This window comes from Pseudomonas sp. NFACC46-3 (assembly GCF_900114515.1).
GTDB lineage: Bacteria > Pseudomonadota > Gammaproteobacteria > Pseudomonadales > Pseudomonadaceae > Aquipseudomonas > Aquipseudomonas fluorescens_Q.
This window is the reverse complement of record NZ_FOTH01000041.1, coordinates 12,387-34,817: the sequence shown is the minus strand read 5'-3', so window position 1 is coordinate 34,817 and position 22,431 is coordinate 12,387. Positions and strand designations below refer to the sequence as shown.

Genomic DNA, 22,431 nt, shown 5'->3' with positions numbered 1-22,431 from the left:
GAGCAAGCTCCCTCGCCACAGGGATAAGTTGCGAACTTGAACCCTGGCTTGTCTAGAACAAGCTTTGCACCTGCTCCAGCACCGCGCGGTTCATCTGGCCGGTGTGGGTGTGCAGGCTTACATAGCTTTGCAGCATGTCGAGCTTGGTATTGAGCAGGTCCCGACGTGCCTGGAACAGTCGCTGCTGCGCGTCAAGAATATCCACCGTGGAGCGCACGCCGCCCTGGAAGCCTTTTTCCGTCGAGGTCAGTGCTCGCTGATTGGACTCCACCGCCCGTTGCATCGCCTTACTCTTGGCAAACCCGGCTACGACGCCCAGGTAATCGGCCTCGATATCCTCGGCCAGTTGTTGGCGTTGCACGTCGTAGTCGGACTGGGCGCCGGCCAGTTGCGCTTCGGCCTTGGCCACCGACGCCCGTACCGCCCCGCCGCGATACAACGGAATATCCAACTGCACCCCCACGTAGTAGGTGTCCTGGCGCGGGTCGAGTTCCTGGTATTGACGGGTTTCCCGCCGGGTCAACTGAGTGGTCAGCGACAAGGTTGGATAATGCCCGGCACGCTGGCTGTCGGCCTGGGCCTCGGCCACTTTCACCGCGGCCAGCCGAGCGGCCAGTTCGGGGCTGGCTTCACGGGCAATCGCCGTCCAGTACGGTAAGTCCTGCTCAGGCGGGATCGGACTGCCGGCGGCCAGTTCTTCGCGCATCGGCAGGATGTCATCGATGGGCACGCTGGCCCGCCCGGACAAGGCCCGCAACGCCGCCACGCGACGCGCCTGGGCTTCAGCCTCCTGGGCATGCACCAGGTCGAGCCGCGCCTGGGCTTCGTCGATATCGGTGATCGCGCCTTGGCCGCCCTCGTACAGTTTTTTGCTCTGGATGACCAAGCCTTGGATGGCCGCCTTTTGCTGCTGGATCAGCTTGATCTCGTTCTCGGCCCGGGCAACGTCGAAATACCCCTTTGCCACCCGGTCATACAAGGTCTGATCGGCCACGTCGAACACCTGGATACCCAGTTGCCCCCGCGCCTTGCCTTCCTGGTACGCAGCCCAGCGGGCCTTATCGTAGAGCGGCTGTTGCGCCGCCAGGGTGACGTTGTTGGCCTGGTAATCGTTGCTGTTGACGTAAGTGCTGTCGTCACCGCCGTCGGTCCGCCCGCCGTAGCCGTAGCGCGAGGTCAGCGACACTTGCGGGTAAAGGCCGCCACGCCCGATGTCCTCTTCATGCCGCGAAGCTTCAAAAGCGTGAGCCGCCGATTGCACGGTCGGATCATTGAGGCGCGAGGCATCGTAGGCGGCGGTGAGGCTCAGGCCTCCCTCGGCAGCCCACAGCGGATCGATCAACGCCCAACCGGTATACAGGCCCAGCAACACACGGCAACGGTAGCGGCGACGGTCGACCATGCTCATTCCTCCTTGAAGGCTGCAAGCAAGCGTTCACGCAAAGGCTTCATCAGGTAATTCATCAAGGTGCGCTCGCCCGTCACCACCGTGACGTCGGCGAGCATGCCCGGGCGCACCAGCAGACCGGCGCGCTGCAACTCAACCACGGTGTCGGCGGGAATCTCGACCTTGGCGGAAAAGTACGGTTGGTGTGTCTGCTCATCGATCAACTGGTCCGCCGACACCGTCGTCACCGTGCCGGTGACCGTCGGCGTATCCACCCGTTGCAGCGCGGTGAAATGCACATGCACCGGCAGGCCCGGGCGCAGTTTGTTGGCCATCAGCGGCTCGAAACGCGCGGTGATCGCCATCGGTGCATCCAGCGGCACCACCTGCATCAGCGTCTGGCCGGCCTGCGCAACGCCGCCGACGGTATGAATGCTCACATCCATGACTTGCCCGGCCACCGGCGCACGGATCGCACCGTTGTCGACTTCAAACTGCAAGGCACGAATCTGATCGGCATAACCAGCGGCCTCGGCCGAGACTTCGCTGAGCTGGGTTTCGGCATCACGGCGAAACTCCTGCTGCGCCTGCAGGGCCTTGAGTCGGCTTTCATTGATCGCCTGCCGGGTCCTGCCGACATCACCCACACCGGAGGCGATCTGTCCCGCCAACTGGGCCGCGTTGCGCTCGGCCTCGAAGAGTTTGTTGCGCGGAACGTAGCCTTCGCGGGCCAAATCGCGCAGGCCTTCAAGCTCCTGCTGCTGGAAACGCATCTGCGCGTCGTAGTTGCGCTTGACGCCTTCGTAGCCAAGCAATTGCTGCTGCAAGGCCGCGGCTTCGTGCTCGATGATCTGCAAGCGGCTGCCCAGCTCCGCACGGCGGGTGATGAACAACTGGCTCTGCAAGGCCATGGCCGCCTTGACTCGCGGTTCGTCGGCGTGGGCCAGCAGTTCCGCGGGCCATTGGATCTCGGCGCTGCCCAGGCGCTCGGCAATCAAGCGCGCCTCGATGCTGCGATCATTGAGCAGCTTGCCCAGGGTTACGTCCAATTGCGACTGCGCTTGCACCGTGTTGAGTTGCACGAGCAATTGCCCCTGGGTGACGCGGTCGCCGTCGCTGACCAGCAGTTTTTCCACGACTCCGCCGACCAGCGACTGCACGGCCTTGCGCTCCCCCGCCACCACCACGGTGCCACTGCCTACCACCCCTTGGTCGAGCGGCGCCAGGCAGGCCCAGAGCAGGAAACCACCCAGCGTCAGGACCAGGAATCCCACGCCATAACGCGCCGCGCTCCCGGCGTCGGTGCTGGCACTGGGCAGCGTCGTGGTGCTGCGCACACTCAGCCCCTGCTCGCTGTACGCTTGTGCCCCTGGAGTCAGATCACGCATCGCCGCCCGCCTCCCTGACCGCGGCCGGTCTCGGCCCCGGCATCAATGCCTTGAGCACCCGGTCCCGAGGGCCGAACGCTTGTTGAGTACCGTCCTTGAGCACCAGGATGTGATCGACCACCGCCAGTACATTGGGACGGTGGGTAATCAACACCACGGTACTGCCGGCCGCCTTGAGCGCACTGATGGCCTGCACCAGCGCCAATTCTCCGGCTTCATCGAGGTTGGAGTTGGGCTCATCGAGCACGATCAGCGATGGCCGCCCATAGAGCGCGCGAGCCAGGCCCAGGCGTTGCTTTTGCCCACCGGACAAGCCAAGCCCACCCGGGCCCAACGGCGTGTCGTAGCCCTTGGGGAACCTTAGGATCATTTCGTGGATGCCGGCATGACGCCCGGCGGCGATGATCTTGTCGGCGTCCTGCTCACCGAAGCGGGCAATGTTGTCGGCGACCGTGCCATCGAACAGCTCGATGTCCTGTGGCAGGTATCCAAGGTACGGGCCCAAGGCATCGTGGGACCACTGGCTGATCTCGGCATCGTCCAGGCGCACCGACCCGCCCATGGCCGGCCAGACCCCGACCAAGGCCCGCGCCAGTGTCGATTTACCACTGGCGCTGGGCCCGACCACCGCCAGCACATCGCCTTTGGCGAGGCTGAAATTGATCCCGCGCAGGATCGGCTGCGAAGCACCTGGCGGACCGACATACAACTGTTCCAGGCGCACCGCGCCGCTGGGCGGTGGCAACGGCATGCGCAGGCGCTCGCGAGGGTGCTGGGCCAGCAATTGGCTCAGGCGCTGGTAGCTCTGGCGTCCGGAATTGAATTGCTTCCACGAGCCAATGGCGATTTCCACGGGTGCCAAGGCCCGTCCCAGCAACAGCGACATCGCAATCATCATGCCCGCCGACAGTTGGCCTTCAAGCACCAGCAAAGCGCCCAACCCCAACGCCAGGGACTGCCCGGAGATCCGCACGAAACGAGTCGTCGAGGTAATACGTGCACTGCGGTCGCTGGCATGGGCCTGGGCGGCAATGATCCGTTGCTGCAACAGGCTCCAGCGCTGACGCAGCGGCCCGAGCATGCCCAGGGCCTGGATAACTTCGGCATTGTGCAGCGTGCTGTTCACATAGATCGACGACTGCACCCCCAGTCGATTGGCCTCCCCCAGGCGTGTTCGCGTCGCCAGTTCTCCCCACAGCGCCAAGCCGATCAGCACCAAGGCCAACACCAATGTCAGCACACCGAACCAGGGGTGAAAGATGAACGCCACCAGCAGGAAGATCGGCAGCCAGGGTGCATCGAGCAAGGCGATCAGGCCCTGCCCGGTAATCAACTGGCGCAGCGTTGCCAGGTCGGTGAGCACCTGCGCCGGGTTGGCGTTGTGCTCGCGCAGGCTGCGAGCGAAGGCGGCGTCGAAAATCCGCTCGCCCAAGGCTTCATCCAGCCCCGCGCTCATGCGAATCATCACCTCGCCACGGACCCACTCGATGAGGGCGCTGAACATGAACAGTCCCAGGGCCATCAAGGTCAGCATGAACAAGGTGGTTTCGTTGCGGCTGGTCAGGACCCGGTCGTAGACCTGCATCATGTAGAGCGACGGCACCAGCACCAGCAGATTGATCACGCCACTGAACAATGCCAGCGCCCAGAACACCCGGCGGTAGCTCAATAAGGCAGCATCAATGTCATGACGCGGATCGAGTAGAAACCCCATGGGAAATCGCCTGCAAGAGAAATGGTCGGTCCAGGACGCAATCCATCGCAAGGCCTTTTTTCCCGAGCGTGATCGAGAAAAAACTAATCCAGCTGGCGTGCTGTTATCAGGGGCGATCCTCATCCCTACAGGCGCCAATTACTGACAACGCAGCCGTGGGTTAGTGCCGGTTTGCAGGGGTGTGCTTGCAAGTGGGTGACAAGCGGACGGGCCGCGTTTCAAGGCGGAGCTTATTGCCTCCCGAATGGGCCCGAAATGAGGTTTTGTTGACGCCAGTAACGTGGCGTCAACCGGGTAAAAACAGCTTGGCTAGCCGAGGGAAACGACCCGTTCAGGCTGGGGCGAATGCCGCGACGTCACCAACCCGATAAAGGAAATGACCAATGCCAGGCCCAAGGTGGTACTGACCTCGCTGCGATGCTCGGGCGTGACCATCATGACCGCCAGCGCCGCCGAGATGAACACGATGACCAACCATGTCAGCCAGGGGAACAGCCACATGCGAAAAGGCAGCTCGATATTCTGCCGTTGCAACATCCGGCGCATGCGCAGTTGCGAGATGGCGATCACCAGATACACCAGCAAGGCGATGGCGCCGGAGCTGGCGAGCAGGAACTGGAACAGGCCGGCGGGCATGAAGTAACTGAACAAGGTGATGCCCGCACCCAGTACGGTACTGGCAATCACCGCGGACCGTGGCACACCAGCCGAAGACGTCACCTTCAAGGCCTTTGGCGCATCGCCGCGACGCCCCAGGGAGTACAACATCCGCGAGGCGATGTAGATCGAGGAGTTCATGCAACTGGCCACGGCGATCAGCACCACCACATCCACCAGGAATTTGGCGTGGGGAATGTTCATCAGTTCCAGGGCCCGCTGGTAGGAACCCACTGAAGCCAGGAGCGGATCGTTCCAGGGGACCACGGAAATGACCACGAAGATCGACAGCAGGTAGAACACACCGATGCGCCAGATCACCGAACGGGTGGCCTTGGCAATGTTCTGCGCAGGGTTATCGGATTCGGCAGCGGCGATGGTCACCGCCTCCGTACCGATGAAGCTGAACATGATGGTAATGAACGCGCCCACCACCGCCGACAGGCCGTTGGGGGCGAACCCGCCATGTTCCTCCATCAACCGACTCAGGCCGCTGGCTTCACGCTCGGGAATCCACCCCATCAGCACCGCGAAACCCAGGGAGATGAAGCCGATGATCGCCACGACCTTGGCCATGGCGAACCAGAACTCGAACTCGCCGTATTTGGACACGCTGAACAGATTCGTCACGGCCAGCAGAACGATGGAGACCGAGGCAAACAACCACGCGTCGATGGCGGGAAACCACTGGTTCAGCACATGACCGGCGGCCAACGCTTCGATGGGAATCACCAGCACCCAGAACCACCAGTAGAGCCAACCGATGGTAAAGCCTGCCCAGCGTCCGATGGCCTGGTCAGCATAGGTGGAGAAGGAGCCGGTATCCGGATTGGCAACCGCCATCTCGCCCAGCATGCGCATGACCAAGACCACCAACAGCCCGGAGAACAGATAGGCCAGCATGACGGCCGGGCCAGCGGCGGCAATGGCATGCCCCGATCCCACGAACAGACCCGCACCGATGATTCCGGCAATGGACAGCATGGTGACGTGACGAGGCTTGAAGCCCTGTGCCAGATGGCCGTTCGAGTCCTTGAAGCTGGGGCTGGTCATTTTTTTATTCTCTTGTGATCGAACATTGAGACGCGCACAGGGACAGTCGGTGTTGCTGGTTTCCCGCCCCTCCTGGAAGCGGCAGCGTTTGGTTGTGTTGATCCACCCTGGGCGAACGTGCGCACTTGCGGTGAAAAGTCGCGCCACGTTACCTGCCTTCCCTCCCGAGTTAGTTACCTGAACGCGCCATCTCTGTGCCTGATTTCGCCAAGTGGGACATGGCGTTTTGCCCATTGTGGCGAGGGGATTTATCCCCGCTGGGCTGCGTAGCAGCCCCCGAAAATGCCGTTGACTTGACACCGAGCCGAACGTTTTTAGGGCTGCTGCGCAGCCCAGCGGGGATAAATCCCCTCGCCACAAAAACTCCCGATCAGCACTCCACCGAAAACCCTGAAATAAATGCTTTAAACATTTTATTCAGTTAAGTATTTTTGCATGAGTTCGGAAGGCAAGTCAGTCACAAACCCCTGTGGAAGCACCGGCCTTCTATTCTCTTCTCTCCAACAAGGACCTCCCGTGAGCGGACTGCGTGAACGTCAAAAAGCCGAACGCCGCCAAGCCATCAGCAAGGCAGCGGTCGAACTGTTCGAGCGCCAGGGTTTCCAGAACACCACCATCGAACAGATCGCCAGCCAGGCCGGCGTATCGGCGCCCACCGTGTTCAAGTACTTCGGCAACAAGCAGGAAATCATCCTGGAGATCCTGCACGACGCCGACCAGCGCGCGCTCAGCGACACCCGTAGCCAGATGCCTGACATCGAAGACCCGGTCGAAGCGTTGTGTTATCTGGAGCGACTGTTGACCGGTTATGCGCTGGAAGTCATGCACCCGAGCTTGTGGCGTGAATTGCTGCCGCTGATTCTGTTTGGCGGCGACAACGGGCTGCCCGAGGGTTATCGCGCCATGAACGATGCGCTCAGGGCCGAAATCAGTGGGCTGATCAGGGAATTGCAACAGGCCGGCAAATTACGCGCCGACCTGGACGTGGACCTCGCCGCGTTCCTGTTGAACGACTATTCGCACTTGCAGCTGTTCAGGTTGGTCAACCAGGAACAACCGGATATCGAAGCCCATTCCACGCAGGTCCGGCGTATCACTGAGCTGCTGTTCCAGGGCATGCGCGCCTGAGCACATCCACCGATAAGCGCCCGGCGCCGCGACGCCGGGCCAGCCTGATCAGCGATTGGTCTTGATGGCGGTCCAGGTGCGCGTGCGGATCCGCTCCACGGCAGCCGGCACGGGCTCTAGCATGAACAGGGTCTTGCGAGCTTCATCCGGTATATACATGGCCGGGTTGCTACGGATCTCGGCGTCCACCAATGCCGTGGCGTCCTTGTTCGGGTTGGGGTAACCAATCTTGTTGCTGATCCGGGCAATCACATCCGGGCGCAGGATGTAGTTGATGAAGGCGTAGGCCTCTGCGGTATGAGGGGCGTTGGTGGGCACCATCATTACGTCCGCCCACATCGGCGCACCTTCCTTGGGTAAGGCCATCGCCACCTTGACACCCTTGCCGGCGGCATCGGCCAGTCGCGTGGCCAGGGCCACGCCGCCAGACCAGCCCACCCCGACGCAGATCTCACCGTTGGCCAGGTCCATGCCATAGCGTGACGAGTTGAAATAGGTGATGTACGGGCGAACCGTGTGCATCGCCGCCTGGGCCTGCGGGTAGTCTTCGCGCTTCTGGCTGTTGGGATCCAGGCCTTTGTAATGCAAGGCGATGGGTACGATCTCGTTCGCCGCATCAAGGAAGCCGACACCGCAACTGGCCAACTTGGCCATATTCTCTTCCTTGAAGATGATGTCCCAGGTATTCATCTGCACGTCAGCCCCGAGCACCTGCCGGACCTTGTCGACGTTATAGCCGATCAGGGTCGTGCCCCAGAGATACGGCGCCGCGTAACGGTTGCCTTCGTCACCGATGGCTTCCAGGGTTTTCATGAACTCGGGGTCCAGATGCTGCCAGTTCGGCAATTGGCTGCGGTCCAGGGGTTGGACCGCGCCCGCGGCAATCAGGTGGCTGACGTTGGAACTGCTCGGGTAGACCACGTCATATCCGGAGTTGCCGGTCAGGAGTTTGGACTCCAAGGTCTCGACGCTGTCGAAAACGTCGTAGATGGGACGGATGCCGGTTTCCTCCTCGAAACTCTTGAGGATTTCAGGCGGCAGGTACTCGATCCAATTGTAGATCCGCACCGTCCGCTCTTCGGCCAGGCTTGCGCCACTGACCAACATCGAAACGACAGCGCCCAGCAAGGTGTTGCGCAAAAGCATATTCATTATCAAACACTCCAGCGCGGCCGCGAAGGCTCGCGGCACTTAATAGCGGTAGGTGAAGTAGAGTTCCAGCGCGCTGAATTTCCGGTCGTCGCCGAAGACTTGTCTGGCCGCTGCCATGGGCTTGACCCAGTTATAGGACAGCGAGGTAGACAACGACTTCGAAGGCGCCCAATCCAGGAAGACTACACTTTCGTCGGCAAACCGTTTGTCGCTGACGGCGGTGCCCATGTAGTTTTTTTCGTCCAGCCAGAACTGGTAGTGGATCGCACCGAGCGTAAGGGTTTCGTTGAGGTGGGTCTTGAGTGAGAACTGCTGGACGTTTTCGTTGCTGTTGAATAGCAGGTAGTTGCCGACGACATCACCGATCAGCCAGGTGCTCCAATCGACGAAGCCCTTGCTCAACGGGTCCCAGGCTTTCTGTCGGTTGTCCGTGAGGTTGTCGTCGCCGGAAAAGCTCGCGTAGCGGTAGCCGATCACCGGGGTCAACGGCAGCGTGCTGAAGGTGTAATCCGCCTGACCGTACCAGGCCTTGGCATCGTAATCCACGCCTTCGCCGCTGCCTCGTTCCAGGGCATATTCGGCATTGAGGGTCAGGTCCGGGATAGCCGGGAGCCGGGCGTTCAAGGCCCTGACGTTGTACACCAGCATGCCATCGCGACGGCGCGGCAACGTGCTGCCCTTGGGCCCCATGGCCTTGACCTTCAACGCGGTGGCGCCCAGCGTCACCTGGTCGTCGAGGTTGTAGTCCAGGTTCACGCCGCTCATGCGGAAATCACCCAGGTCGCTGTCGGTCCCCAGGCTGAAGCCCTGGACCTTCAACGCGCCATGGTCCCAGGCGACCACTGCCGAATCCTTGAAGGCGGTGCGTGGGGCGAGCCAGTAGGCGCCGTCGTTCAACTGGTCGAGGTTGCCATCCATCACGATGAAACCGTTGCCGATCATGTAGTTCTGGCGACCGCCCGTGACCGTCCACTCCCCGGCGTGGAAACCACCGTAGAACTCTTCGGTCGACACCTTGCCGTCGGAACTGCGGGTAAAGCCACCGGCATCGCCATCACCGAAGGTGGTCGCCCCCACCAGGGAGCCGCCAGCCAACAGGGCGAAATCCGGCTGCACGGCATATTCCAACTTGATGCCCGGCTTGACGTAGAACTCCTGCCAGTCGATTTTCGTGCCGCGATTCTTGCCGCTGCGCATGTCCACCACGCCGCCGCCAAAGTTGACGTTGCGGGTAGAAAGGACTGCGCCACCGGCACTGAAGTTGACCTCGCCCTTGAGGTTGCCCTCCTCGAAGGTGTAGCCCGCCCAGGCAACCTGGGCGGTCAAGGGTAACCCGAGCACGAGGAACGTTCGGGACAAACGCATCATGGAAACCATATGGAGCTCCTGTTGATTATTGTTGTTACAGGGCAGTGAATGGCGGCGCAAACCCGCGCCAACACCTGGTGGGCCAGGTGAGCGGAACGCAAAATTGTTGTGTTTATCGGATGCAGTCAGGGCGTCAGGTGCGCCGCGATGGCGCGCAACATGCGCACGCTGTCGCCGTCGAAGGGGCTGACGGCCTCGCCCAGGGACGACTGCTTGACGATCACCACGCCGGACGGTTTGTCGATGAACAGGTATTGGCCATGGATACCACCGGCCATGAGCGCCTGGCTGTGGTCGTTGAAGACATACCATTGACTGCGGTAGGACGCGCCTGGGGTCCAGCTCGAAAAGTCGGGGGATGCAGCGTAGATCGCGGGGTCGGCTCCGGTGGCGATACCGGCGAGCGCCTCGGCCGAGAGCAGTTGTGTCCTACCCTGGCGGCCATCGTTGGCCAGCAGGCGACCGAAGCGCGCCATGTCACGCAAGGTCGCACTGAAACCGGCACCGGCGACGCTGCGGCCCCAGGGATCCGCCAGGAAGTAGCCGTCACGTTCACAGCCCAACTGGCTCCAGATGTCTTGCAGCAACTGATGGCAGGCCTTGCCTGATGCCCGCTCCATGACCCAGGCCAACGCCTCGGTGGTGGCCGTCACGTAGTGGAAAAAGCCGCCGTGACTGCCGCGCTTTCTCAATGACGGCATGTACTGATACAGGGATTCGAACGTCGTGTACTGCGCTGGCGCCGGCTGGAAACCGCAGGCGTAGCCGTATTGGGAACTCTCGGAATCCGGGTCCTCATAGACCTCGCTGTAATCGACGGCCACGGCCATGTCGAACAGCTGGCGCACGGTCGCATCGCCGAACGCGCTGCCCGTCAGTTCCGGTACGTAATGGGCGGCCGTCAGCGTCGGGTCCAACAGGCCTTCGCAGACCAGTTGCTCGCCCAGGGCACCGATCAGCGACTTGGTCACCGAAAACATGATGTGCCGGTCCTGGGGGCACTGGCCATTGAAGTAGCGCTCGAACAGCACGGTGTCGCCCTTGAGGACCAGGAACCCATCGGTCTGGCTGGCGATCAGGTGGTCGATCACGCTGATGCTCAAGCCACACTCGCTGTCGAAGTGCAGCTCATCCAGCGGCTGGAGCGCCTGCTTGAACGCGCTGACCGGTCCGCTACCGGCCCGCACATCGATGGAAGGACGCAAGCGCGCCAGGTTGCGGAAGCCCCACTGGTTGAACGGTGGGCTCATCCAGTTGTGCCAGGTGACGCGGCGGTGGGGTTCGGCGGGAAAGCCTTGCATGAGTGAAGGCGCCAGGCGTGCGTCAAATGGCGATTCGTGAGTCTCGACGTAAAGACTGGCCAGTGAAGGCACGGTGTTCTGATTCATCGGGTTGCCCCTGCAAAATGACTCTGCGTGAAAGCAGATGCAGGGAAATAATTACCCGATGTAATTTTTTAGTCAATAAAACTTTTTATGATCATTTCAATTTATCTCGTTAACGGCGACATGACCCCTAGCGCTGTACTGAATTCTGGGACGAAAGCCTTAAGCAAATAACTAAAGGTTATTTGTTTTATATTTTTTAGATCATTTAGATTAAGCCTTAAGCCCAATGGCTTCGCGGTACTGCCTCAAGAATGTTGGCATCTACCCATCCTCAGTCACGGCAATCTCATTAACGGGCCACCGTCATGCAGCTTCTAACACTTCCCCCCTCTCCCGGCCTGGCCACCTCGATTCGTGCCACGGCCCAGGTCTTCGAAGACCCCACCTCCCGCGCGTTGCTGGCTCACCTGCAACAAGTGGCGCCCAGTGACGCCAGCGTGCTGATCATCGGCCAGACCGGGACCGGCAAGGAACTGGTGGCGCGCCACGTACACAACCTCAGCGCCCGTCGCCACAAGCCGTTCGTGGCGGTCAACTGCGGGGCGTTTTCCGAAACCCTGGTGGAGGCCGAGCTGTTCGGCCATGAAAAAGGCGCCTTTACCGGCGCGTTGACGGCCAAGGCCGGCTGGTTCGAGGAAGCGGATGGCGGCACCTTGTTCCTCGATGAAATCGGTGATTTACCGCTGCCGATCCAGGTCAAGTTGCTGCGGGTATTGCAGGAACGCGAAGTGGTTCGACTGGGGTCGCGCAAGAGCATCAAGATCAATGTGCGCGTGTTGGCGGCCACCAACGTACAGCTGGAAAAAGCCATCAATGCCGGACACTTTCGCGAAGACCTCTATTACCGCCTGAACGTGGTCAGCCTGGTGCTCAAGCCGCTGCGCGAACGCCCCGGTGACATCCTGCCGCTGATCCGCCACTTCATTGCCGAGTACAGCCGCAGGCTCGGTCACGGCGAGGTAACGCTGGATGCCCAGGCACAGCGCAAATTGCTCGACTATTCCTGGCCGGGGAATATCCGCGAGCTGGAAAATGTCATCCACCACACCCTGTTGATTTGCCGTAACAATGTGATCGGCGTGCAGGACCTGCACCTGTCGAACCTCCGTATCGAACGCCGGGACAACCCGCCGGACTCGGCCCCTCAAAGCGCAGAGGCGCTTTTGCAAAAAGCCTTCGAGAAACTGCTCGAGCAAGAGCATGGCGACGTGTATGAAAAGGTCGAGGCCGAGTTGCTACGCACCGCCTACCGATACGCCAATTGCAATCAGGTCCACACCGCCAGCCTGTTGGGCCTGAGCCGCAATGTCACCCGCACGTTGCTGATCAGGATTGGCGAACTGGTGGTCAACAAACGCCGCCCCGCGCTCAGTACGCGGGACGGCCAGGTCATCAACCTTTCAACCTGAGTTCGCCACAAAAGCCAGGTGCGTCCCTTTTTTGTGGCGAGGGGATTTATCCCCGCTGGGCTGCGCAGCGGCCCCAAGACCTGTCCCCGATGTATCAGGCCGACTGCGTTCAACCTGCTTGGGGTCGTTGCGCGCCCAACGGGGATAAATCCCCTCGCCACAGGGTCATGTCAGCGGTGCTCACAGCACTGCTGTTCGCGCGCCCAGGTAGAAATCCTGGAGATCGCTGCGGGCCGCCAGTTGTTCAGCGCTGCCTTCACTGACCACGCGACCGCTTTCCAACACGTAACCGTAGTGGGCGTAGCGCAGGGCGATGTTGATGTTCTGCTCGGCGATCAAGAAGCTCACACCATCACGCTGATTGAGTTGCCGCACGATCTCGAAGATTTCCTCGACGATCTGCGGCGCCAACCCCATCGACGGTTCGTCCAGCAAGACCAGTTGCGGCCTGGCCATCAGCGCACGACCGATCGCGATCATCTGTTGCTCGCCGCCCGAGGTGTAGCCGGCCAGGCTTTTGCGCCGCAGTTTCAGTCGGGGAAAATGGCCGTAAACCGATTCCAGGTCAGCCAGCAACTGGCGCCGTGGCACCTGGCGCGCCAGGGCACCGGCCAGCAGGTTTTCCTCCACGCTCAACTGGGCAAAGCAATGCCGACCTTCCAGCACTTGCACCAGGCCGCTCGCCGCCAAGGTATGAGGCGCGCTGCGGGTCACGTCTCGCCCTTGGTAGACAATCCGCCCCCGCACCACCTCGCCGCGTTCGGCGCGCACCAGGTTGGAGGCCGCCTTCAGTGTGGTGCTTTTACCCGCGCCGTTGGCGCCCAGCAGCACCACGACCTGCCCTTTTCCCACCTCCAGCGACACGCTGCGCACCGCCAGGATGGTCTGTTCGTAGAGCACTTCAATATCGTCGATCTGCAGGATCGGCACGTTCGTCGCCATGCTGTTTCACCTTTTCAGACAGCGACCGGACGCGTGCGCCCGGTTGCCGCGATGCCTCAGGATTCCTTGCTGCAATCACGCGGGGTAAGGCCTTTTTCCCGGGCGTACTGATGCGAAGACGCTTCGATGATCGGTCGCAGCAAGGCACGGTCAGCCTGTACCCAGTCACTGATCAGCTTCCACTGCGTACCGTCCCATTGCTGGAAGCGCACCGCGCCACCGCCTTCATGGTCCGAGCACGACAACTGCAACGGCTGAACCAGGCCCAACGCCCCCAGTTCCTTGAGCCGGGCGTCGTCGAGCTTGAGGTTCTCGAAGCCCCAACGCACCTGCTCACCCATCAGGGATTGCTGACCGAATTTCTGCTGGGCAATGCGCAGTGCTTCTACGTTGAGAATGCCGTTGACCACGCCGAGGTTGTAGTACACGGTGCCGAACCGTTTGGGATCGGCCAAGTCGCCATGGCCGGCGTCGACCACTTGTTTCTTGATGCCCTGCAACACTGGAAAATCGATGCCCGAAGGGTGCGTGGTGATGGCGATGAAGCCCTTGGCCGCGGCACCGGCCGGCGCAGCGTCATCCTCGGAGTTGCTCCAGATATTGCCGATGATGTGGTCGGCCGGGAAACCGACTTTCTGCGCGGTTTTCAGCGCCACCGGGTTCATCACGCCCCAACCGCGCAGGATCACCCAATCAGGTTTTTCCCGACGGATATTCAACCATTGCGATTGTTGCTCGTTGCCCGGGTGCGGCACCTCCAGCAAGGTCAGCGCAAAGCCGTACTTGTCGGCCAAGGTTTGCAGCACCTCATTGGTTTCCTTGCCATAGGGCGAACCGTGATACAGGGTGACGATCTTCAAGCCCTTGAGCTTGTCCAACCCGCCGGCGCGCTGGCCGATGTAATTGATGATCGCCGAGACCTCGGAATAGGGGTTCAGCTGCAACGGGAAAACGTAGGGAAACACGCTGCCATCGGTGGAATCCGTACGCCCATGGTTGATGGTGATCAGCGGCAGTTTGTCGGCCGTCGAACGCTCCAGCGTGGCGTAGGCGATGCCCACCGATAATGGGTTGGTGGCCGCCGCTGGCGCGCCGTTCAAGCCTTTCTTCAGGCGCTCGTAGCACTCCACGCCTTTCTCGACCACGTATTCGGTTTCGCACTCGCTCCAGGTCAGCTTGACGCCATTCACGCCGCCATTGGCGTTGACGTACTTGAGGTAGTCGATGAAACCGCCGAAAAAACCGGTGCCGCCGGCCGCATAAGGGCCGACGCGATAGCTTTGCAGCGGAAAGTATTGTTCGTTGTCCGCCTGGACAGTGAAGGCCGCGGCGGTGAGGCTCAGGGCCAGTGCCAGGCTGCTGGCGAATGATCGTTTGAACATCGGATTTTCCTTGTTATGGAGCCATGGATAAGCCAACAAAATGGAACTGCAAACCCGCGTTGTGCGGTTCGCTCAGTAGCGCAACGGCCACAGCCGAGCGCGCTGGCGAAATCTCTGCCAGAGGCGCGCAAGGCCCTCTGGTTCCTTGATCAGGAACAAAATGATCAGGGCGCCGAATATCATCTTCTGCAGGTTCTCCACCTGGCCGGCGTCCACCAGCCCGCCGGGCAGCAGCGACACCAGGTTCGAGAGCAACACCGGAAACAGCACGATGAAGGCCGCGCCGAGGAAGTTGCCCAGCAGGCTGCCGAGGCCGCCGATAATGATGATGAACAGAATCTGGAACGACCGATTGAGGTCGAACCCGTGGGGCTCCACCGTGCCCAGGTAAGCGAAGGCCCAGAGCGCACCGGCCACCCCGAGGAAAAAACCGCTGATGGCGAACGCCAGCAGCTTGGTTTTTGCCAATGCAATGCCGATGACCGCGGCGGCGGTGTCCATGTCGCGCACCGCCATCCAGTTGCGCCCCAACTCGCTGCGCACCAGGTTCTTGCCCAGCCAGAACAGCGCTACCACCACGCTCAGGGTCAACAGATAGCGGCCGGCCGGCGCGTCGAGGTTTATCCCGAATACGTCCAGGCGCGGCGCGCTGATCACGCCCGAAGCGCTGTTGTTGGAAAACCAACTGAACCGGGTCAGCGCCCAGGTCACGAAGAACTGCGCTGCCAGGGTCGAGACCAGCAGGTAGAAGCCTTTGATGCGCAAACTCGGCAAGCCGAACAGCACCGCCACCAACGCCGCCGTCAATCCGCCCAGGGCGATACTGACCAACAACGGCAAGCCGGCGACCCTTATTTCAAGGTTGTAGGTGGCAAAGGCGCCCACCGCCATGAACGCCGCCGAACCGAGGGACAGTTGCCCGGCATAGCCAGTGAGCAGATTGAGCCCCAACCCGGCCAGGGACAGCACCAGGAACGGAATCAGGATCGCGCTGAACCAGTAGTCATTGCCCAGCCAAGGCACCACGACAAAGGCAAACAGCAGCAACGCGACCAGCCCGTGACGGTCCTGGCGCAGCGCGAAGACCCGGCGGTCCTGGGCATAGCGGGTGTTGAACTGGCCTGCTTCTCGATAAAACATGATGCGCTCCCCTAAACCCGTTCGATGGCCCGTTCGCCAAACAACCCCGCCGGACGCACCAGCAAAAACACCAGCGCCAGCACGTAGGGAAACCAGTTCTCTATGCCGCTGCCGATGAAAGGCCCGAGGTAAACCTCGGCCAGCTTCTCCGAGGCACCGATGATCAAGCCGCCGACAATCGCCCCACTGATGGAGGTAAAGCCGCCGATGATCAGCACCGGCAACGCCTTGAGCACCACCAGCGAGAGCGAGAACTGCACACCCAGGCGCGCGCCCCAGAGCAGGCCGGCGACCAGCCCGACAAACCCCGCCACCGCCCACACCACCACCCAGACCCGCTGCAAACGAATGCCCACGGCCAACGCCGCCAGTGGGTCATCGGCCACCGCCCGCAACGACAATCCGAGCCGGGTCTTGTTGAACAGCCAGGACAGCAGCAGCACCAGGAACGCCGCAGTCACTGCGGCAAAAATGTCGAACTGCGACAACAACATCCCACCCAGCTCCAGCGGTTCGTCACTGATGCCCAGTTCCAGGCCATGCACCTGGGCCCCCCACAGGGCCTGGGCGAAACCTTCGATGACGTAGGACAGCCCGAGGGTGGCCATGAACAGCGTGATCGGCGAACGGTTGACCAAGGGCCGCAGCACCGCCCGCTCCACCGCCACCGCGATCAGCAGCATCGCCGCCAGGCTGATGACGAAGGCCAGCCAGAACGGCACACCGCGCTCCACCAGGCTGACGAAGGTCAGCGCCGAGAACAGCACCATCGCGCCCTGGGCGAAATTGAATACCCCGGAGGCCTTGTAGATCAGCACAAAACCGATGGCCACCAAGGCGTACATCACCCCCGCCAACAACCCGCCAATCAATACTTCAAAGAAAAATTCCATAGCTGTTCCTGTTCTGCGGGCGCAACTTGCCTGCCCTCCCTGGTGGGAAGGCGTCGAATATCCAGTGTCAGTGGCGAGTTCCCAGGTAGGCCGAAATGACCTCAGGGTTCTGCCGTACGTCTTCGGGCGAGCCGTCGCCGATCTTGCGACCGTAATCGAGCACCACCACGTGGTCGCTGATGTCCATGACCACGCCGATATCGTGCTCGATCAACACCACGGTGGTGCCCAGTTCACGATTGATGTCGACGATAAAGCGGCTCATCTGCTGCTTCTCGTCGGCGTTCATCCCGGCCATGGGCTCGTCCAGCAGCAACAGCCGGGGCTCCGCCGCCAGCGCGCGGGCCAGCTCCACCCGTTTCTGCAAGCCGTAGGGCAGCGTGCCCACCAGGACGTCGCGCCAAGGCTGCAAATGCAGGAACGCGATGACACGCTCGGCCGCTTCGCGCTGACGATCATCCTCGGCCCGGGCGCGACCGATGCGCAGTGCCTGTTCGATCCAGGTACTGCGGCGCTTGAGGTTGCGTCCGGTGAGCACGTTGTCGAGCACGCTCATGCCCTTGAACAGCGCGATGTTCTGAAATGTCCGGGCGATGCCGCGAACCGCCACGTCGTGGGGGCGCATCCGGCGCCGCTCCTGTCGATCAAAACGGATGTGCCCGTCCTGGGCCTGGTACACGCCGCTGATGACGTTCAGCAGCGAACTCTTGCCGGCGCCGTTGGGGCCGATCAAGGCGCAGATCTCACCGGCGGCGACGCGAAAGCTGATGTCCGTGACCGCTTTGACGCCTTTGAATGACAGCGAAATATGGTCCAGCTCCAGCAAATGCGTGATGGCCGTCTGGGTCATGGGGCGTCTCCTTTCAGGCCAGTTGCGACTGGAGACCCGTCCAGTCATCGGTGGCGTGTTGCACCAGGTTCGGCGCCGCTTGCCAGTGGGCCCCGTCGTCCCACTGGCGAATCTTGATACCCAATGCCTGGAAAAATGCCTGGGTTTCGGGCCGCAAGGCGTCGCCCACCAGCAGCGGCGAGCGGGTGCGGGAAAAACCCAGCACGTCGCGCAATGGCCGGCGAACCAGCCAGTGCCCCAGATGCCGTTGCAACAGCCCCGGCTGCGCAGCCAACGCCCAGTCCACCAGCCCGCGCGCCCCACTGCCCGGCGCCGGCAAACGTTCCAGCGCATAGCGGTGCAAACGTTCGTAGGTTTCCCGCGTCCCGGCCACCAGCGTCGGGCCCAGCTCGCGACGGTCGCGATCACGGGTCGCCAGGTTCTCAGGGAAGTTCAGGCGAAAACCGGCCATCAACCAAGGCGCCAGCAGATAGCGAGCCTGCCCGCCCGAGGCGAACGCCCGTGCGGCCAATGCCTCTTCCTGCCGTCCCAGGCCTTCGCGCGTCACCAACCGCTGGCCCTCCTGCAGCAGCTCGGCGTGGCTGACGCGTTGCTCCTCCATCGCCCGTCCACTTCCGCGATAAAAAACAAAGGCCGTCTGCACCACTTGCCCTTGCGGGGCCAGGTCAACGATTGGCCGCTCGGCAGCCAACGCCGCGTAATCCAGCGCTTGCGCAAATGGCAGCGAATCCGACAGACCACGCTTGTCGAGGTAGACCCACACCCCCACGGCCACCTGCGCCGCATGCAGACGCAGCATTTCTTCCACGCCTTCGACCAGGACGAAATCCGGCTGCAGCGTGCTGAGCAATTGCACCTGTTCGGCCGCCGTCTCCAACGGGTCGAACAGACTCGCCACGCCGCCCAGCCATTGCGCGGCCAAGGCGGCAAGCAGTGCCTGCGGCCTGGGTCGACTGATGATCGTCAGGGTTGCGCCCGCCGCAAAACCGCGGGCTTGCAGGGCACTGGCGAAACGGCGCACCTCATCGGCCGCGTGCGCCCAGCTCTGCTCCTGCCAGACACCCAGGTGCTTGTGGCGCAGCGCGACGTCCGTGCCATGCTCCAGCGCCTGGCGCCGCAACCACTGGGGCAAGCTGGCCGGGACCGTGTTGGGGGTATCGGTGAACGTGCCCATGCTGCCTCCCGCGCCTAAGCGACCGCCGCCGTTTTGGCTGCCACTTTGCGTTGCTCCAGCTCACGCACCAGCGGCAGCACCTTACGGCCGAAATACTCGACTTCTTCCTGGAAGTGCAGGAAACCGGCGAGCACCAGATCCACACCCACCGCCTTGAGCGCGACGATGCGTTCGGCGATCTGCTGCGGCGTGCCGATCAGGTTGGTCTTGAAGCCATCGTTGTATTGCACCAGGTCCTCGAAGCTGGACTTGGCCCAGTTGCCCTCGCCTTCCGGACTGGACTTGCCGGCCTGCTTCGCCGCATCGCCAAAGGCATTGACGGCCTCGGGATCGGCCTGGTCGATGATCTGGGCGAGGACCGCACGCGCCTCTTCTTCGGTGTCACGGGCAATGACAAAGGCGTTAACGCCGACCTTGACCTTGTGGTTGTTGGCCGCGGCTTTCGCCTGGAGGTCATCGATCTGCGCCTTGACGCCTTCCACGGTATTGCCGTTGGTGAAGTACCAGTCCGATACCCGGGCGGCCATGTCCCGCGCCGCACGTGAGCTGCCGCCCTGGAAGATCTCCGGGTGCTGCTGCAGTGGTTTTGGCTTGAGGGTGTAGTCGTGGAAGCGGTAGAAATCACCGCGCAAGGTGAAGTTGTCGGTGGTCCAGATGCCCTTGAGCGCAGTGATGAATTCTTCGGAACGGCGATAGCGCTCATCGTGCTCCAGCCACGGCTCGCCAATGGCGGTGAACTCGCCCTTGAACCAGCCCGACACGATGTTGACCGCCACCCGGCCGCCGGTCAGGTGGTCGATGGTTGCGATCTGCTTGGCCAACACCGACGGCGTCCACGGCCCCGGCAGCACCGCGGCGATGACTTTCAGGCGCGTGGTGGCGGCCAGCAAGGCATGACTGAACGCCACGGACTCATGTTGGTATTCGGCGCCGTAACCGGCGGTAAAGCGCACTTGCGACAGGGCGTAGTCGAAGCCGGCCGCTTCAGCGATCTGGGCCAGCTTGCGGTTGTAGTCGATGCCCCAGTCGGTGCGTTGCTCGATTTTGCTGACCACCAGCCCGCCACTGACGTTGGGCACCCAGTAGGCAAATTTGATCGTGTCCTGGCTCATTGCATGTACTCCACGGCTCGTTTTGAAAGGAAAAATGGATCAGGCAGCACTGGCGTCGCGTCGAACGCTCGGAACCAGGCTCAACAACGCCGACTCGACGGCGCGCTCGATACGCTCCAGCACCTGTGCACTGCAGATCCGGTATTGGCTGAAATCGGTTTCGCTGGCATAGACCCCCACTGGCAGGCTGAGGGCCTGGAAGAAGCCGAACAGGGGCCGCAACTGGTGATCGATCATCAAGGCATGGCGATCCGAGCCGCCTGTCGCGGCCAACAGCACCGGTACGTTCTTGAGGGCTTCGTGATGAACGAAATCGAACAGGTGCTTGAACAGGCCGGTGTATGAAGCTCGGTACACCGGGCTGGCGGCAATCAGCAGATCGGCCGATTCAATGGCGTGCAGGTCCTCCTGCACGGCAGCCGGCAACGCCTCGCGACGCAACACCCCGGCAAACTGTGGACCGACCTTGGCCAATTCGATCAAGCGCACCTCGATCGGCAGTTGCTGCCCCAGCCGGTCCACCAACGCCTGGACCAGTGCCAAGGTGCGTGACGGGTGCTGCACGCTGCCTGACACCGCCACCACTTTGAATTGCTTGCTCATCGCTTACCCCATGCCTGGAGACGCCACCTCAGCGTCCGCACAAGGTGTAGAGCAGCAACCATGCCACCTGAATATTCATTTAATAATCAATAAGTTACATGACACATCCAATCACTGCGCTGTCGCCTGACGGTCAAGCTGTTGGTCCACTGTTGCCTGGCCAACACCTGGCCTGTCGATGCCCGCCGCGGCAACTGTTGCCCGGCACACAGTTGCGCAACAGATTGTCCGTGGCCAGGACAGCTCTTTCGCTGATAAGCGCCGTATGGGCCCCGCATTTACGGGCGTTGGGCCTCGGGCATGGACTGTGCAATGGCCTTTGGCACCGGCAGATTTTTCCCCTGCCCGCCTACTCGCCATCAAGAAGGAAGATCAACATGACCGCACAGCAACAACACCTGCCGCCGACCCTTTCCACGGGCACCGACTATGAGCCCCTGGCCGAACGCTTCCGGCCGATCTTTGCGCGCATCCAGGCCGGCGCCCTGGAGCGTGAGCAGACGCGCAGCCTGCCCTTTGAACAGGTGAAATGGTTGAAGGAAGCCGGCTTTGGCGCCGTCCGCGTACCGGTCGAATATGGCGGCGCCGGGGCTTCGTTGCCGCAACTGCTGCAATTGCTGATCGAACTGGCTGAAGCCGATTCCAACCTGCCCCAGGCTTTGCGCGGACACTTCGCATTCGTCGAAGACCGTCTCAACGCCCACGCCAGCGGCCCACAAGACATCTGGTTCAAGCGTTTCGTCGAGGGTGAACTGGTGGGCAATGCCTGGACGGAAGTCGGCGCGGTGAAGATCGGCGAAGTCGGCACCCGGGTTTCCCGCCAGGGTGATCAGTGGGTCGTCAATGGCACCAAGTACTACAGCACCGGCAGTATCTTCGCCGACTGGATCGACGTGTATGCCCAACGCGACGACAACGGCACCGACGTGATTGCCGCCGTCCGCGTACACCAGCCGGGCGTCAAGCAAAGCGATGACTGGGACGGTTTTGGCCAACGCACCACCGGCAGCGGCACGTCGCTGTTCGAGAATGCGTTGGTCGAGGCAGAAAACCTCATCGACTTCTCTACCCGCTTCAAATACCAGACCGCGTTTTATCAACTGGTGTTGCTGGCCGTGCTGACCGGCGCCGGTCGCGCTGCGGTTCATGACATCACCGAGCAAGTGCGCAAACGCACGCGGGTCTTCAGCACCGGCAATGCCAGCGAAGTGAGCCAGGACGTGCAAGTGCAGCAAGTGATCGGCAGGGCATCGGCCCAGGTCTATGCCGCCGAAGCCACCACCCTGCGCGCCGCGAGCGCCTCCCAACGTGCCTACGAGAGCCGCTTCAGCCAGGACGCCGAAACCGAGCACACCGCCAACATCGCCGCCGAACTGGAGTCGGCCCAGGCCCAGGTGGTGATTTCCGACCTGGTGTTGCGTGCCACCAGCGACCTGTTCAATGCCCTCGGTGCTTCGGCCACCAGCACCAGCAAGACCCTCGACCGCCACTGGCGTAACGCCCGCACCGCTGCCTCGCATAATCCATTGATCTACAAGGAGCGCATCATTGGTGATTGGGAAATCAACGGTACGGAACCGCCGTATGTCTGGCAGATTGGCGGAGGGTCGAAGCAGCTTTGAGTAGCACATCCGAGAAGGACTGGCTCAGCGCTTGCGGGCGCTGGCTAGAAATATCCAGCGAAGAATGGC

General features: G+C 61.8%; 18 protein-coding genes. 3 read left to right on the top strand and 15 right to left on the bottom strand.

The window, feature by feature from the left end:
* Window positions 1-52: 52 nt before the first annotated feature.
* The 4 genes from BM300_RS26735 to gabP all read right to left on the bottom strand — a co-directional run bounded on the left by BM300_RS26735 (window position 53) and on the right by gabP (window position 6,199).
* Complete coding sequence (locus BM300_RS26735; RefSeq protein WP_092344960.1) at window positions 53-1,402, bottom strand: TolC family outer membrane protein; 1,350 nt, start codon at window positions 1,400-1,402, stop codon at window positions 53-55.
* Window positions 1,403-1,404: 2 nt separating this feature from the next.
* Window positions 1,405-2,775, bottom strand: a complete 1,371-nt coding sequence (locus BM300_RS26730; protein ID WP_092141472.1) for an HlyD family type I secretion periplasmic adaptor subunit — start codon at window positions 2,773-2,775, stop codon at window positions 1,405-1,407.
* Complete coding sequence (locus tag BM300_RS26725; protein WP_092141475.1) at window positions 2,768-4,489, bottom strand: type I secretion system permease/ATPase; 1,722 nt, start codon at window positions 4,487-4,489, stop codon at window positions 2,768-2,770. The genes BM300_RS26730 and BM300_RS26725 overlap by 8 nt, the downstream gene beginning before the upstream one ends.
* A gap of 309 nt (window positions 4,490-4,798) precedes the next feature.
* On the bottom strand, window positions 4,799-6,199 hold the full coding sequence (gabP, locus tag BM300_RS26720) for a GABA permease (protein WP_092344956.1): 1,401 nt from the start codon (window positions 6,197-6,199) through the stop codon (window positions 4,799-4,801).
* A 516-nt stretch (window positions 6,200-6,715) separates the two neighbouring features.
* On the opposite strand from gabP, the gene BM300_RS26715 reads away from it, so the two are divergent.
* Window positions 6,716-7,327 carry a TetR/AcrR family transcriptional regulator gene (locus tag BM300_RS26715; RefSeq protein ID WP_063321473.1) on the top strand — a complete coding sequence of 204 codons (612 nt, stop codon included), beginning with the start codon at window positions 6,716-6,718 and terminating at the stop codon, window positions 7,325-7,327.
* Between the two features lie 48 nt (window positions 7,328-7,375).
* On the opposite strand, the gene BM300_RS26710 is transcribed toward BM300_RS26715, so the two are convergent.
* The 3 genes from BM300_RS26710 to BM300_RS26700 all read right to left on the bottom strand — a co-directional run bounded on the left by BM300_RS26710 (window position 7,376) and on the right by BM300_RS26700 (window position 11,235).
* The gene (locus BM300_RS26710; protein WP_072344702.1) at window positions 7,376-8,479 is read right to left on the bottom strand and encodes a polyamine ABC transporter substrate-binding protein; all 1,104 of its coding nucleotides are present in this window, start codon (window positions 8,477-8,479) and stop codon (window positions 7,376-7,378) included.
* A gap of 39 nt (window positions 8,480-8,518) precedes the next feature.
* A complete protein-coding gene (locus BM300_RS26705; RefSeq protein ID WP_092464466.1) occupies window positions 8,519-9,856 on the bottom strand; it encodes an alginate export family protein in 1,338 nt (445 codons plus the stop codon).
* 116 nt (window positions 9,857-9,972) lie between these two features.
* The gene (locus BM300_RS26700) at window positions 9,973-11,235 is read right to left on the bottom strand and encodes a serine hydrolase domain-containing protein (RefSeq protein ID WP_092222057.1); all 1,263 of its coding nucleotides are present in this window, start codon (window positions 11,233-11,235) and stop codon (window positions 9,973-9,975) included.
* 305 nt (window positions 11,236-11,540) lie between these two features.
* Between BM300_RS26700 and BM300_RS26695 the strand changes: the two genes are divergently transcribed.
* Entirely contained in the window at window positions 11,541-12,644 is a 1,104-nt protein-coding gene (locus tag BM300_RS26695; RefSeq protein WP_092222055.1) for a sigma-54 interaction domain-containing protein, read from the top strand.
* 180 nt (window positions 12,645-12,824) lie between these two features.
* On the opposite strand, the gene BM300_RS26690 is transcribed toward BM300_RS26695, so the two are convergent.
* The 8 genes from BM300_RS26690 to msuE form a co-directional block, all read right to left on the bottom strand.
* Complete coding sequence (locus BM300_RS26690) at window positions 12,825-13,586, bottom strand: ABC transporter ATP-binding protein (protein WP_092222053.1); 762 nt, start codon at window positions 13,584-13,586, stop codon at window positions 12,825-12,827.
* 56 nt (window positions 13,587-13,642) lie between these two features.
* Window positions 13,643-14,968: an ABC transporter substrate-binding protein gene (locus BM300_RS26685; protein WP_092464464.1), complete on the bottom strand. Its 1,326-nt coding sequence runs from the start codon at window positions 14,966-14,968 to the stop codon at window positions 13,643-13,645.
* Between the two features lie 72 nt (window positions 14,969-15,040).
* On the bottom strand, window positions 15,041-16,108 hold the full coding sequence (locus BM300_RS26680) for a branched-chain amino acid ABC transporter permease (protein ID WP_092141502.1): 1,068 nt from the start codon (window positions 16,106-16,108) through the stop codon (window positions 15,041-15,043).
* An 11-nt stretch (window positions 16,109-16,119) separates the two neighbouring features.
* Window positions 16,120-17,001 (bottom strand): branched-chain amino acid ABC transporter permease, encoded by an 882-nt coding sequence (locus tag BM300_RS26675; protein WP_092464462.1) that lies wholly within the window; start codon window positions 16,999-17,001, stop codon window positions 16,120-16,122.
* 67 nt (window positions 17,002-17,068) lie between these two features.
* Complete coding sequence (locus BM300_RS26670) at window positions 17,069-17,851, bottom strand: ABC transporter ATP-binding protein (RefSeq protein ID WP_072410120.1); 783 nt, start codon at window positions 17,849-17,851, stop codon at window positions 17,069-17,071.
* Window positions 17,852-17,864: 13 nt separating this feature from the next.
* Window positions 17,865-19,025: an AMP-binding protein gene (locus BM300_RS26665; protein ID WP_092464460.1), complete on the bottom strand. Its 1,161-nt coding sequence runs from the start codon at window positions 19,023-19,025 to the stop codon at window positions 17,865-17,867.
* 14 nt (window positions 19,026-19,039) lie between these two features.
* Entirely contained in the window at window positions 19,040-20,137 is a 1,098-nt protein-coding gene (sfnG, locus tag BM300_RS26660; protein WP_027911753.1) for a dimethylsulfone monooxygenase SfnG, read from the bottom strand.
* A 39-nt stretch (window positions 20,138-20,176) separates the two neighbouring features.
* Window positions 20,177-20,740, bottom strand: a complete 564-nt coding sequence (msuE, locus tag BM300_RS26655) for an FMN reductase (RefSeq protein ID WP_092464458.1) — start codon at window positions 20,738-20,740, stop codon at window positions 20,177-20,179.
* A gap of 377 nt (window positions 20,741-21,117) precedes the next feature.
* Between msuE and BM300_RS26650 the strand changes: the two genes are divergently transcribed.
* Window positions 21,118-22,362, top strand: a complete 1,245-nt coding sequence (locus tag BM300_RS26650) for an acyl-CoA dehydrogenase family protein (protein WP_092141520.1) — start codon at window positions 21,118-21,120, stop codon at window positions 22,360-22,362.
* Window positions 22,363-22,431: the final 69 nt, after the last annotated feature.